Source organism: Streptomyces rimosus subsp. rimosus, from assembly GCF_000720725.1.
Lineage (GTDB): Bacteria > Actinomycetota > Actinomycetes > Streptomycetales > Streptomycetaceae > Streptomyces > Streptomyces rimosus_A.
The window spans coordinates 20,247-33,382 of record NZ_JOCQ01000093.1; the positions used below are offsets into that span (position 1 = coordinate 20,247).

The following is a 13,136-nucleotide window of genomic DNA, read 5'->3' on the forward strand; positions in this document are numbered from 1 at the left end:
CTTGGCCCATGAACGGCCTTGGCCCATGAACAGCTTCGGCCCATGAACAGGAACCACATGACCGACACCCGCAAGACCGCCCTCATCGTCGGGGCCTCCCGGACCCTGGGTCTCGGGCTCGCCGCCGAGTACCTCCGCCGTGGCTGGGACGTCATCGGCACGGTCCGCGGCAGCGGGCGCACCGGGCTGCACGACCTGGCCGACACGGCCGACGGGCGGCTGACGGTCGAGTCGCTGGAGATGACCGCTCCGGAACAGATCTCGGCCCTGCGCGACCGGCTGGCGCCGCGCTCCCTCGACCTGCTCTTCGTCAACGCCGCCATCACGCGCGGCGACCTGCCGATCGGCGAGGTCCCGGCGGACATGTTCACCGAGGTGATGCTCACCAACGCGCTCGCCCCGATGCGCGTCGTGGAGTGGCTGCGCCCGCTGGTCGCGCCGGCCGGCACCATCGGCGTCATGTCCTCCGACCAGGGCAGCATCAGCCTGAACACGGACGGCGGGCAGGACCTGTACCGGGCCAGCAAGTCCGCGCTGAACCAGCTGATGCGCTGCTACGCCGCCCGCCACGCCGACGACCCGCGGACGCTGCTGCTGATGGACCCGGGCTGGGTACGTACCGAACTCGGCGGCCCCGAGGCCGAACTCAGCGTGGAGGAGAGCGTTCCCGGGGTGGCTGAGACGATGGAGAGCCACCGGGGGAAGCCCGGCCTCCACTTCGTGGACCACCAGGGGCAGGTGGTGCCCTGGTAGACGCGGCGGCCCGTCCCGGGCGGGCCGCCGCCCGTCACCGTCCGCCGTCCGGCCAGCTCCACTCCTCGACCTCCGGCAGGTCCGTGCCGTGCTCGCGGATCCAGCCGTGGTGGCGCTGCCGTACGTCCGCCATCGCCTGCCGCGCCCCGGCGGCCCGCACGGCCAGCCCCGGCACCCGGTCGATGACGTCCATCACCAGCCGGTAGCGGTCCATGTCGTTGCTGACCACCATGTCGAACGGCGTGGTCGTGGTGCCCATCTCCTTGTAGCCGCGCACGTGCAGGTTGGGGTGGACGGCCCGCCGGTAGGTGAGCCGGTGCACCAGCCACGGGTAGCCGTGGTACGCGAAGACCACCGGCACGTCGTGCGGCAGCAGCGCCTCGAACTCCCGCTCCGTCAGCCCGTGCGGGTGCTCCTCGTGCGGCTGCAGCCGGGTCATGTCGACGACGTTGACGACCCGTACGGACAGCTCCGGCAGGTGGGTGCGCAGCAGCGAGGCGGCGGCCAGCGTCTCCTGCGTGGGTACGTCACCGGCGCAGGCGAGCACCACGTCGGGGCGGGTGCCGGGCTGTTCGGTGCCCGCCCACTCCCAGATGCCGACGCCGCGCGCGCAGTGCGACCGCGCCTGCTCGATGTCCAGCCAGTCGAAACACGGCTGCTTGCCCGCGACCACCACGTTGAGCACGTCCCGGGTGCGCAGCACATGGTCGGCCACGCACAGCAGGCTGTTTGCGTCCGGCGGCAGGTAGACCCGTACGGTGTGCGGGTCCTTGTTGAGGATGTGGTCGACGAAGCCGGGGTCCTGGTGCGAGAAGCCGTTGTGGTCCTGGCGCCAGACGTGCGAGGTCAGCAGGTAGTTCAGGCCCGCCACCGGGCGCCGCCAGGGGATGTCGCGGGCCGCCTGGAGCCACTTGACGTGCTGGGAGGCCATGCTCGACACGATGTGCGCGAACGCCTCGTACGAGGAGAACAGGCCGTGCCGCCCGGAGAGCACGTACCCCTCCAGCCAGCCCTGGCACAGGTGCTCCGAGAGCACCTCCATCACGCGTCCGTGCCGCCCCAGGTGCTCGTCGGTGGGCTCGGTCCGCGCCTGCCACGCCTTGTCGGTGACGGTGTACACGTCCTGGAGGCGGTTGGAGGCCGTCTCGTCCGGGCCGAACAGCCGGAAGTCGCGGCGGTCCGCGGTCCGCTCCATCAGGTCGCGCAGCAGGCCGCCGAGGACGCGGGTCGGCTCGTGCATCTGGCTGCCGGGCTTGTCGACGGGTACGGCGTACTTCCCGGGGTCGGGCAGCGGCAGCGTACGCACGAGGCGGCCGCCGTTGGCGTGCGGGGAGGCACCGAGCCGCCGGTCGCCGCCCGGTACGCAGGCCAGCACCCGGTCCACCGGCCGGCCGTCGCCGTCGAAGAGTTCGTCCGGCGCGTACGAGCGCAGCCAGCCCTCCAGCTGGCGCAGGTGGTCCGGGTTGTCCCGCACGCCGGAGAGCGGCACCTGATGGGCGCGCCAGGTGCCCTCGACGGGGTTGCCGTCCACCTCGCCGGGGCCGGTCCAGCCCTTGGGGGTGCGCAGCACGATCGCGGGCCAGCGGGGCCGGGCCCGCTCGTCACCGTCCCGTGCGGCGCGCTGCGCCTCGTGGATGCGGTGCAGCGCGGTGTCCATGGCCGCGGCCATGTCCCGGTGCACCTGCGCGGGGTCCGAACCGGTGACGTACAGCGGCTCGTGGCCGTAGCCGCGCAGCAGCGCGTCCAGCTCGTCCTCGTCCAGCCGGGCGAGGACCGTCGGATTGGCGATCTTGTAGCCGTTCAGGTGCAGGACCGGCAGCACCGCGCCGTCGTGCCGCGGGTCCAGGAACTTGTTGGCGTGCCAGGAGGCGGCCAGCGGCCCGGTCTCCGCCTCGCCGTCCCCGATCACGCAGGTCACCAGCAGGTCCGGGTTGTCCAGCGCGGCGCCGTACGCGTGCGAGAGGGAGTAGCCCAGCTCGCCGCCCTCGTGGAACGAGCCCGGCACGTTCGGCGCGGCGTGGCTGGGCACCCCGCCGGGGAACGAGAACTGCCTGAACAGCCGCGCCATCCCGGCCGCGTCCCGCGAGACGTCCGGGTTCAGCTCCCCGTACGTGCCCTCCAGCCAGGCCCCGGCGAACACCGAGGGCCCGCCGTGCCCCGGGCCCCACACGCACACCGCGTCCTGCCCGTGCGTGCTGATGACCCGGTTGACGTGGGTGTAGACGAGGTTCAGGCCGGGGCAGGTGCCCCAGTGGCCGAGCAGCCGCGGCTTGATGTGCTCGGGCCGCAGGTCCTCGGTGAGCAGCGGGTTGCCGGTCAGGTAGATCTGACCGGCGGCGAGGTAGTTCAGCGCCCGCCAGTGGGCGTCGAGGTCGAGCAGGTCGCTCTCGGTGAGCGGGGTCGGCGACTCCATCGGGGCCCTCCGTCGGGGAAAGGTGATCAGGGAGCGCCTCTCCACCGTACGGGCCGTCATGCACCGGCGCCGCACATATCGGCCGTACTGGTCGGTTCGGCCGTTTTCGTACGCCGAAGGGCCCCGGTGCCGGTCAGCGGCCGGTCAGAGCAGGACCGGCGTCAGGTCCGGGTCCTCGAAGCCCGCGTCGTCGAACGGGTGGAGCGGACGGGCGATCCTGCGGTGTCCCAGGCGCGTCAGGTCCTGGTCCACACCGCCGGGGGTGAGCGCGAGCAGCCAGTCGGCGGCCATCTCGTACAGCTCCGGCTCCAGGTAGCCGATCTTCACCACGACGATGTCGTACGCGGACGGGTCCAGCGGGCCGAAGTCGGCGCGGGTGTGGAACGGCCGGCGCCGCTCGGTGAGGACGACGGTCACCCCGCCGCAGGTCACGGCGGCGCTGCGACCGCCCCCGTCGTACGCGGGGTTGCCGCGCGGGGCCCCGGGGGCGGGCGCGGCGGGGTCCTGCAAGGCGGTGACGGTGCCGGTCAGCCTGTACGGCTCGGCGTGCGGGCCGGTGCCCGCGCTGATGTGGCCGCCGACCTCGACCTCCACCGGTGCGCCGGCCCCGGCCTCGAAGCACGCGGCCACGGCCGCCGGGTCGGTGATGCCGGGGTGCAGCGCGGTGACGCGTCCGCTCGCCAGGTCCTCGTGCGCCAGCAGACGGCCCAGCATGTACGCGAGGTCGCCCGCGCCGCCCGCGGTCGGGTTGTCGCCGGAGTCGCTGATCAGGAACGGACGGGCGGGCGACGCCACGGCGCGCGCTATGCAGGTGTCGGCGTCGCCGGTCGGGCCGACGAAGACGAAGTCGCGGCGCACGTCCCAGTACTCCTGGGCCAGGCTCCGCGCCTGCGCCAGCGCCAGGTCCGGGTCGTCGCCCGTCACCACCACGGCGGCCCGGCAGCGCTCCTCGTCGGCCCAGGCGTACCCCACCCAGATCGCCGCGTCCACGATGCCGTCCAGCGCCTCGACCGCGGCGAGCCGTCCGTAGAGGGACTTGGCTGGTTCCAGTCGGGTGCTGGTCTTCTCGCCGGGCAGCAGCACCGGGACCTGCACCCAGGCGCGGTACGGACGGCCCTTGCCGGACGCCAGTCGCCCGACCAGCTTGCGGGCGGCCCGCTCGCGGGTCTCCCAGGCGTCCTCGTGCGGGGCCAGGCGGTGCGCGGTGAGCAGGTCGAGGCGGTCGGCGAAGCGGCGCGAGACGTTGCCGTGCAGGTCCATGGCGGCCGAGATCAGCGCGTCGGGGCCGAGCGCGTCCCGTACGGCCTCGGTGAGGTCCGCCTCGGCGTCGTCCAGGCCGACGACGCTCATGGCGCCGTGGATGTCGTACACCAGGCCGTCCAGCGGCCCGGCCTCCCGGATCCGCGTGAGCAGTTCGGACTTGATCCGGTCGTACGTGTCCCGCTCGACGGGCCCGCCGGGCAGCGCCACCGCGTGCACCAGCGGCACCCACTCCACCTCCGCCGCGAAACCGGCGCCCGGCCGCGTCCACGCGTAGCGGCCGAGCAGGTCGGCGCCACGGGTGACGCGGAAGTCGTCGTACGTCGAGCGGTGCGGGCAGAACTGGCTGGACTCGATGGCCATGCCGCCGATCGCGATGCGCATGTCGGGGAGCACCTTTCTTCGGGGAGTCGCGTTCGTGTTCCGGGGGGACGCCTTGGGGTGGGTGCACCTTCGGGGTTACGTACGGGCCGTGGGCAGACCCGGCAGTCCGCCGTCGGCGGCCAGTTCGCGCAGCGCGGCGTGTCCGGCGCCGAGCAGGCCCGCGTCCGGGCCGCGGCTCGCGGCCACGATGGACAGCTCGCTCGTCGCCATCGGCAGACAGCGCTCGTACAGCACGCCGCGCACGGCCGCGACCAGCGGCTCCGCGGCGGAGAGCGCGCCGCCCAGCACCACGGCCTGCGGGTTGAAGAAGTTCACCACCACGCCCAGCACCCCGCCGATGTGCCGCCCGGCCTGCCGCACCAGGGTCGTGGCGTGCGGTTCGCCGTCCTCGACGAGCCGCAGGATGTCGGTGGTGGAGTCCGCCCCGATGCCCCGCTCGCGCAGGGCGGCGGCGATCGCGGCGCCGCTGGCCACCGTCTCCAGGCAGCCGATGTTCCCGCACGAGCAGGGGCGTTCGGCGGCGGCGTCCACCCGTACGTGGCTGATGTCGCCGGCGCAGCCGCGGGCGCCCCGGTAGAGCCGGCCGTGGCTGATCACGCCGGAGCCGATGCCGCGGCCCGCCTTGACCACGACCAGGTGCCGCAGGTCGGGGTGGGCGGCCCGGTGCTCGCCCAGGGCCAGGACGTTGGCGTCGTTGTCGACCAGGATCGGCAGGCCGAGCCGCTCGGCGAGCCGGTCGCGCAGCTCGTACAGATGCCAGCCCGGCATCCGGGACGGGGCGATGACCCGGCCGGACGCGGGATCGACGGGCCCGGGGAAGCCGACGCCCACCCCGCACACGGCGCGGCCCGCCGCGTGCTGCCGGGCGGCCAGCGCGGTCAGCCGCTCGGCGAGCAGGCCGACGGCCGGTTCCGGGCCCGTCGTCAGGTCGAGGGCGCACTCGTCGATGTCGTAGCCGGTGCCGGTCAGGCCCACCGCGCCGGTACGGATGTGGTGGCTGCCCAGGTCGGCGGCGAGCGCGACGGTGCCGCCGTCCGGGACGCGCAGCAGCCGCGGGCGGCGCCCGCCGCGCGAGGCGCCCTCGCCGGACTCGGTCAGCAGCCCGGCGTCGACCAGCTCCTGGACGCGGGCGGAGACGGTGGAGGCGGCGAGCCCCAGTTCCCGTACGAGGTCGGCGCGCGAGCGGGCGGTGCCGGTCGCGACGAGTTCGAGGACGTGCGCGGCGGAGCCGGGTTCGGTGCCGGTCATGGCGGGGTCTCGGCGGCGGTCATGGCGGCGGTCATGGCGGCGTCCTTCGGCTGGAGACGGCGGTGCCTTTCTTCGGTGGACGAAGAAAGTGAGAGAGCAAGTGGCCCTCAGTACACATCAGTTAGCGATGTTCTGCCAGGCTCTTGACTTCTTTTCACGGCGGTCCGTACTTTTCTCGCACTCTTCGACCGGCCGACCTTCCGGAGGCAGCATGGGCCCGCGCAGCACCCGCCGACGCGGACCCGTCCACACCCTGCTCGGCGCCCTGGCCGCGCTGCTGTTCGGCGCGGCCACGCTCACCGGATGCGGCCCCGGAAACGGCGCCGTCACCAGCCTCGGCACCACCGGCGGCACCCGCGTCGAGGGCGGTACGGCCACCATGGCGCTGCCGCCCGCCGCCACCCCCAACTGGATCTTCCCGATCGGCACGGCCGGCTACCTGGCCTCGTACAACAACGCCGTACAGAGCCTGCTCTACCCGCCCCTCTACACGGCCGAGAAGAAGGGCGCGGGCCTGACCATGGACAGCCCGCGCAATCTCGCAGAGCAGCCGCGCTACAGCGACGGCAACACCACCGTCACCATCGCGCTCAAGAAGGGCCACCGCTGGTCCGACGGCACGCCCGTCACCAGCCGCGACGTGGAGTTCTGGTACGACCTGATCAAGAGCAACAAGAAGGAGTGGGCGGGCTATTCGCCGGGCCTGCTGCCCGACAACGTCAAGAAGTTCGAGGTGCTGGACGACCACACCTTCCGGCTGCGGCTGGACCGCGCGTACAACCCCGCCTGGTTCACCGGCAACCAGCTCCAGACCTTCACCCCACTGCCGAAACACGCCTGGGACCCGCACGACGAGAACCCGAAGAAGGTCTTCGCGCGCCTTCTGCAGCACGCCAAACGGCTCTCGCAATTCGCCACCGACCCGCTCTGGAAAACCGTCAGCGGCCCCTGGCGCATCGAGAAGTGGACCACCTCCGGGCAGGTGTCGCTGATTCCCAACAAGCAGTACGGCGGCCCGGACAAGCCGCATCTCGACCGCGTCGTCCTCAAACCGTTCACCACCGCCGACTCCGAATTCAACGTGCTGCGCGCCGGCGGCGTGGACTACGGCTACATCCCGCCGTCCGTGATGGCCCGGTCCGCGAGCTTCGAGAAGCTGGGCTACCGCATCGACCCGTGGGAAGGCTGGGCGATCACGTACATCGTCCTGAACTTCAACCACCCCACCGCCGGGCCGCTGCTCCGCCAGACCTATCTGCGCCGCGCCCTCCAGCACCTCATCGACCAGCGCACGATCTCCGACGTGGTCTGGCACGGCAGCGCCGAGCCCACCCGCGGCCCGGTACCCGCCGGGCAGCTCGACCGGGACCCCTTCCCGTACGACCCGCAGAAGGCGGCAGCGCTGCTCGCCGCGCACGGCTGGCAGCGCACCGACGGCCGCCTGCGCTGCGCGCGCCCCGGCACCGGACCGGACCGGTGCGGCAAGGACATCCCCGCAGGGCAGCCCCTGCGCCTGGAACTCCTCTCGCAGTCCGGCTCCACCGAGACGTCCAACACCATGCAGGAGATCAAATCCGCCATGGACAAGGCGGGCATCACCCTGGACATCCGGCAGCAGCCGCTCAACACCGTCCTCGGCACCACCGTCCCCTGCAAGCGGACGGAACCGGTGTGCTCCGCCTGGCAGCTGGGCTTCTTCGGGACGCAGGGCAGCTGGTACTTCCCGACCGTGGCCAGCGGCGAATCCCTCTTCGCCACCGGCGCTCCCTCCAACATGGGCAACTGGTCCGACCCGAAGGCCGACGAGCTGATCAAGAAGACCGAGTACTCCGACGACCCGTCCGCGCTGCGCGACTACGCCCGCTACACCGCCGATCAGGTGCCCGTCCTGTGGACACCCAACCCGGCCTACCAGGTCTCCGTCATCCGCAACGACCTGCGCGGCATCGGCCAGAACCCCACCCTCACCCTCGCGCCGCAGGACTGGTACTTCGTCAAGAAGGGCGGTGCGGGCCGGTGATCCGCTTCCTGGTCAAGCGCGTCGCGCAGGCCGTCGTCGTCCTGCTGCTCGTCTCCGTCATCGTCTTCGTGCTGCTGCACCTGCTGCCCGGCGGACCGGCCCGCGCCATCCTCGGCGTCAAGGCCACGCCGGAGTCCATCGCCCACTTCAACCACCAGCAGGGGTACGACCGTTCCCTGCCCCAGCAGTACGTGATGTACCTCGGGCGGCTGCTCACCGGCGACCTCGGCGAGTCGTACAAGCTCAACCAGTCCGTCACCTCGCTGCTCGCCGAACGCCTCCCGAAGACCGCGCTGCTGGCCGGCCTGTCGATCGCGCTCGCCGCCGTACTGGCCGTACCGCTCGGCGTCCTCCAGGCCGTACGCCGCGGCAAGGCCGCCGACTACCTGCTCACCGGCGCCGCCTTCCTCGCCTACGCCACCCCGGTCTTCTTCCTCGGCCTGGTCCTGATCCTCGTCTTCAGCCAGCAGCTCCAGATCTTCCCGGCCGAGGCGCCGCAGGCCGACACCGTCGGCGGCCTGCTCGCCGACGCGCCCGCGCTGGTCCTGCCCGTGGTGACCACCGCGCTCGGCATCATCGCCGCGTTCAGCCGCTACATGCGCTCGGCCGTCCTGGACAACCTCGAAGAGGACTACGTACGCACCGCGCGCGCCAAGGGGCAGTCGAGCGCCCGCGTCATGGCCCGGCACGTGCTGCGCAACGCGCTGATCCCGCTTGCCACCCTCCTCGGGCTCTACCTCCCCACCCTCTTCAGCGGCACCCTCGTCGTCGAGTCGATGTTCAACTACCCGGGCATGGGCCTGCTGTTCTGGAACGCCGCCCAGGGCTCGGACTTCCCCGTGCTGCTCGGCGTCACCCTGGTCGTCGGCGTGGCCACCGTGCTCGGCTCGCTGATCACCGACATCGCGTACGCCGTACTGGACCCCCGCATCAGGAGCGTGTCGTGACCGCACCCTTCATGGACGCGCCCAGCAGCGACCGGACCGCACCGGCCGTGGACCCCGCCGCGCCCGGCCCGGCACCCGCCGCCCCCGGACCGCTGCGCCGCACCCTCGCCGCCTTCACCCGCAACAAACTCGCCCTCACCGGCGCCTTCGTCCTGCTCGGCCTGCTGGCCCTGTGCTACCTCGGCCCGCTCCTCCACCCCACCGACCAGACCCACACCGACCTCTCGCAGGCCAGTCTGCCGCCCGGCAGCCCCGGCCACCTCCTCGGCACCACCGACCTCGGCCACGACATGCTCGGTCGGCTGATGTACGGCGGACAGACCTCTCTCGAAGTCGGCCTCGCCGCCGGGCTGCTGGCCACCCTCTTCGGGACCGTCTACGGTGCGGTCGCGGGCTACTTCGGCGGCTGGGCGGACGCGGCCATGATGCGCGTCACCGATGCGGCGCTCGCCATCCCCGCCCTGTTCCTGCTGGTCGTGGTCGCCGCCATCGTCACGCCCAGCAAGCCCGTACTCATCCTCATCATCGCCTCGGTCGCCTGGCTGTCCCCGGCCCGCCTCATCCGCGGCGAGGCGCTCGCCCTGCGCGGCCGCGACTACGTGCACGCCATGCGCCTGATGGGCGGCGGCGGGACCCGGGCCGTCTTCCGGCACATCCTGCCCGGCGCCGTGGGAACCGTCATCGTCAACGCCACCTTCCAGGTCGCCGACGCCATCCTCTACGTCGCCTACCTCTCCTTCCTGGGCCTGTCCATCCCACCGCCCGCCGCCGACTGGGGCTCCATGCTCTCCGCCGGCATCACCTACACGCAGGTCGGCCACTGGTGGCTGATCTTCCCGCCGGGCCTGGCCATCGTCCTCGTCGTCGCCGCGTTCAACTTCCTCGGGGACGGCCTGCGGGACGCCTTCGACGTGCGCCTCCGGAAGAGCTGAGGAAGCCCATGACCGCCGACCCCCTGTCCGCGACCACCCGCCCGGCGCCCGGCCCCGCCGCACCGCTGCTGGCCGTCGAGGACCTGCACGTCGAGATCACCGGCCGCGACCGCACCGTGCACGCCCTGGACGGCGTCAGCCTCGACCTCGCCCCCGGAGAAGCCCTCGGCATCGTGGGCGAGTCCGGCTGCGGCAAGACCATGACGGCGCTGTCCGTCCTCGGCCTGCTGCCGAAAGGCGGCCGGATCACCGGCGGCCGCATCCTCTTCCAGGACGGCTCCGGCCGCCCGGCGGACCTCGCCGCCGCCCCCGAGCCGGCCCTGCGGGACGTGCGCGGCAACACCATCGGCATGGTCTTCCAGGACCCGCTGACCTCCCTCAACCCGACCGTGACCATCGGCGCCCAGGTCGCCGAACCGCTGCTGCTGCACCGGGAGACGACCCGGCGGGACGCCTGGGCGAAGGCCGAGGAGACCCTGCGGCTGGTCGGCATGCCGCAGCCCGCCGAGCGGATGAGGAACTACCCGCACCAGCTCAGCGGCGGCATGCGCCAGCGCGTCGCGATCGCCATGGCCCTGGTGTGCGAGCCGCGGCTGCTGATCGCCGACGAGCCGACCACCGCCCTCGACGTCACCACCCAGCACCAGATCCTGGAACTCATCGACGACCTGCGCGCCCGCCTCGGCATGGCGATGATCCTGGTCACCCACGATCTCGGCGTCATCGCCAAGCGGGTGGACCGGGTCGCGGTGATGTACGGCGGCAGGATCGCCGAACGCGCGGGCGTACGGGGCCTGTTCGCCGCGCCGCGGCACCGGTACACCGAGGCCCTGTTCGCCGCCCTCCCCGAACGCGCCGCGGCCGAACGCACCACCCTCGCCACGATCCCCGGCCTGCCGCCCGCACTTGTCACCCGCCCCGTCGGCTGCCGCTTCGCGCCGCGCTGCGCCCACGCGACCGCCCGGTGCCGCACGGAGGAACCCGCACTGGCGGGGGAGGCGGGGCATGCGTACGCGTGCTTCCACCCGGCCGGTGCGGAGCCCGTGGCCGCAGCGGAGCCTGCGGCCGCCGTGGACTCCGTACCGGACGACCGCCCCACCGACCCCGGCATCCTCCTCGACCTCGACAACGTCACCAAGCGGTACGCCCTGCACGCCGGGCCGTTCGCCCGCCGCAGGGGCGCCCGAGAGGTCGGCGCCGTCGCCGGGGTCAGCCTCACCGTCACCCGCGGTGAGACCTTCGGCATCGTGGGGGAGTCCGGCTGCGGCAAGTCCACCCTCGGGCGGCTGGTCGTCGGCCTGGAGCCGCCGACGGACGGCACGATCCGCTTCGCGGGCCGCGACATCGGCGCCCTGTCCCGCCGCGAACTGCGCGCCCACCGCCGCGATGTCCAGCTGATGTTCCAGGACTCCTACGCGTCCATGGACCCCAGGATGCGCGTCGGCACCATCCTGCGCGAGCCGCTGGTCATCCAGGGCATCGGCGACCGCGCCGCACAGCTGCGGCGCGTCGGCGCGCTGCTGGACGACGTGGGCCTGCCGCGCGGCGCGGCGGAGCGCTACCCGCACGAGTTCTCCGGCGGCCAGCGCCAGCGCCTCGGACTGGCCCGCGCGCTCGCCCTCTCGCCGTCCCTCGTCGTCGCCGACGAACCGGTCTCCGCGCTCGACGTGTCCGTACAGGCCCAGATCCTCAACCTCATGCGCGACCTGCAGCGCGAGAAGGGGCTGACCTACCTCTTCATCTCCCACGACCTGGCGGTGGTCCGGCACCTCGCGGACACCGTCGGCGTCATGTACCTGGGCAGACTGGTGGAGACCGGCCCGGCCCGCGAGGTCTTCGAACGGCCCCTGCACCCGTACACCCGGGGGCTTCTCGACACCGTCAACGCGCCCGACCCGACGGCCCCCGCCGCGGGCACCCCGCTGACCGGCGAGACGCCCTCGGCCGCCGCGCCGCCCTCCGGCTGCCGCTTCCGCACCCGCTGCCCGGCGGCCCGCGCCCGCTGCGCGGAGAGCGAGCCCGCACCCACCGAGCCGGCCGGGCCGGGGCACCGCGTCGCCTGCCACTTCCCCCTCGTGGCGAGCCCCGGCCCGGTCAGTAGCGGGTGATCGCCGTGGGGCCGGAGTCCGTGCCGATCGCCATGTGCGGACGGGCGGCGGGCTTCACCCAGGACACGATGCGGGCCATCGCGCGGGCCGGTACGGACACACAGCCCGCCGTCGCCCCGCGCCCGTTGACGTGCAGGAAGATGCCCGCGCCACGGCCGCGCACCGGGCGGTGGTAGTTGAAGCCGATGACCAGGGCCCGGCTGTACTGCGCCGGATAGCCGGCCAGCCGCTCGGCCTCGTCCGCCGCGCAGTCCGGCGGCCGGGGGTCCACCCACCGGTTGTACACGGCCGAGGCGTTGTCCTGGCACCACCAGGAGGAGGGGCGCACCGGGCGGTACGGGACCGTCGTACCGGCCGGGGCCTTCGCGAGGCCGAAGGCGAACGGCAGGTCGTACAGACCGGTGGGGGTGGTCGAGGTCCCCTGCTCGCGGGTACGGCCCTCGGCCAGCCCGTTCACCCCGAAACGCGCGGGCGCCGTACCGACCCGGTGCCAGCGCTTGCCGTACCGCTGCCACCAGCTGACCGTGCCGGTCGTGGAGCGCAGGTCCCGGGCGCGGGCCGTGATCAGCTGACTGCCGCCGCCGGTGTCGGCCATACGGGTGGGCAGCGGACGCCCGGCCGGGGCGACGGCGGCCGCAGTGGCGCCGGGGGAGCGGGGTACGGCCAGGGCGGAGGCGGGCACGGTCAGGGCGAGCGCGGCGGCGCAGGCCACGGACGTCAGGGTCCTCGCGGAGGTCATGGACGCAATGTAGGGCCCCCGGAACGGCGTGGCACCGAACGAACCGGACAGGCCGCCGGGGTACGGCGGCGCGGTACGGCCGGTGCGCAATCCACCGCCCGCCAGGGAGATAGACCGGCGAAACCCGGGTACCGGGGCCGGAGAACCACGTGTCGACCGACCCAGGAGGTCTGCTGTGGAGCGGCAACCGACACCGCACCGTACGCACGCGCCCGGACAGGAGCGGGACCCCGTACCGCCGACACCCACACCGTCCCCCGGGCCCGGCGGACCCGAGCCGGGCCCGGGGCCGACGCCGGGGCCGCCGGTGCCGGGGCCGCCCGACCCCGTAC

At 73.2% G+C, this 13,136-nt stretch carries 9 protein-coding genes; 5 read left to right on the forward strand and 4 right to left on the reverse strand.

Translation table 11 applies throughout. From position 1 onward, the window contains the following. The first annotated feature begins 57 nt into the window (after positions 1 to 57). Positions 58 to 753 (forward strand): SDR family NAD(P)-dependent oxidoreductase, encoded by a 696-nt coding sequence (locus IH45_RS0133570; RefSeq protein ID WP_030677382.1) that lies wholly within the window; start codon positions 58 to 60, stop codon positions 751 to 753. A 34-nt stretch (positions 754 to 787) separates the two neighbouring features. Here IH45_RS0133570 and IH45_RS0133575 read toward each other — a convergent pair whose 3' ends face one another. From IH45_RS0133575 to IH45_RS0133585, 3 genes are all read right to left on the reverse strand, one after another. After that, positions 788 to 3,166 carry a phosphoketolase family protein gene (locus IH45_RS0133575; protein WP_030677385.1) on the reverse strand — a complete coding sequence of 793 codons (2,379 nt, stop codon included), beginning with the start codon at positions 3,164 to 3,166 and terminating at the stop codon, positions 788 to 790. Positions 3,167 to 3,310: 144 nt separating this feature from the next. After that, the gene (locus IH45_RS0133580; RefSeq protein ID WP_032918782.1) at positions 3,311 to 4,810 is read right to left on the reverse strand and encodes a M81 family metallopeptidase; all 1,500 of its coding nucleotides are present in this window, start codon (positions 4,808 to 4,810) and stop codon (positions 3,311 to 3,313) included. Between the two features lie 75 nt (positions 4,811 to 4,885). Beyond that, positions 4,886 to 6,058, reverse strand: coding sequence for an ROK family transcriptional regulator (locus IH45_RS0133585; RefSeq protein WP_030677390.1), 1,173 nt, complete (start codon positions 6,056 to 6,058; stop codon positions 4,886 to 4,888). Between the two features lie 211 nt (positions 6,059 to 6,269). Here IH45_RS0133585 and IH45_RS0133590 point away from each other — a divergent pair, with 211 nt between their 5' ends. From IH45_RS0133590 to IH45_RS0133605, 4 genes are read left to right on the forward strand one after another with little or no spacing between them, the layout of a single operon-like run. Continuing rightward, positions 6,270 to 8,078: a peptide ABC transporter substrate-binding protein gene (locus tag IH45_RS0133590; RefSeq protein ID WP_030677393.1), complete on the forward strand. Its 1,809-nt coding sequence runs from the start codon at positions 6,270 to 6,272 to the stop codon at positions 8,076 to 8,078. Further along, a complete protein-coding gene (locus tag IH45_RS0133595) occupies positions 8,075 to 9,025 on the forward strand; it encodes an ABC transporter permease (RefSeq protein WP_030677396.1) in 951 nt (316 codons plus the stop codon). The genes IH45_RS0133590 and IH45_RS0133595 overlap by 4 nt, the downstream gene beginning before the upstream one ends. Positions 9,026 to 9,036: 11 nt before the next feature. Further along, positions 9,037 to 9,957 (forward strand): ABC transporter permease, encoded by a 921-nt coding sequence (locus IH45_RS0133600; RefSeq protein WP_199810745.1) that lies wholly within the window; start codon positions 9,037 to 9,039, stop codon positions 9,955 to 9,957. Positions 9,958 to 9,965: 8 nt separating this feature from the next. Continuing rightward, positions 9,966 to 12,065 (forward strand): ABC transporter ATP-binding protein, encoded by a 2,100-nt coding sequence (locus tag IH45_RS0133605; RefSeq protein WP_030677401.1) that lies wholly within the window; start codon positions 9,966 to 9,968, stop codon positions 12,063 to 12,065. Here IH45_RS0133605 and IH45_RS0133610 read toward each other — a convergent pair. Next, positions 12,052 to 12,804: a L,D-transpeptidase family protein gene (locus tag IH45_RS0133610; RefSeq protein WP_107058770.1), complete on the reverse strand. Its 753-nt coding sequence runs from the start codon at positions 12,802 to 12,804 to the stop codon at positions 12,052 to 12,054. The genes IH45_RS0133605 and IH45_RS0133610 overlap by 14 nt on opposite strands. Positions 12,805 to 13,136 lie beyond the last annotated feature (332 nt).

Coding starts and splice junctions, on each gene's coding strand:
- IH45_RS0133570 (WP_030677382.1), top strand. CDS start 58: ATGACCGACACCCGCAAGACCGCCCTCATCGTCGGGGCCTCCCGGACC.
- IH45_RS0133575 (WP_030677385.1), bottom strand. CDS start 3,166: ATGGAGTCGCCGACCCCGCTCACCGAGAGCGACCTGCTCGACCTCGAC.
- IH45_RS0133580 (WP_032918782.1), bottom strand. CDS start 4,810: ATGCGCATCGCGATCGGCGGCATGGCCATCGAGTCCAGCCAGTTCTGC.
- IH45_RS0133585 (WP_030677390.1), bottom strand. CDS start 6,058: ATGACCGGCACCGAACCCGGCTCCGCCGCGCACGTCCTCGAACTCGTC.
- IH45_RS0133590 (WP_030677393.1), top strand. CDS start 6,270: ATGGGCCCGCGCAGCACCCGCCGACGCGGACCCGTCCACACCCTGCTC.
- IH45_RS0133600 (WP_199810745.1), top strand. CDS start 9,037: ATGGACGCGCCCAGCAGCGACCGGACCGCACCGGCCGTGGACCCCGCC.
- IH45_RS0133605 (WP_030677401.1), top strand. CDS start 9,966: ATGACCGCCGACCCCCTGTCCGCGACCACCCGCCCGGCGCCCGGCCCC.
- IH45_RS0133610 (WP_107058770.1), bottom strand. CDS start 12,804: ATGACCTCCGCGAGGACCCTGACGTCCGTGGCCTGCGCCGCCGCGCTC.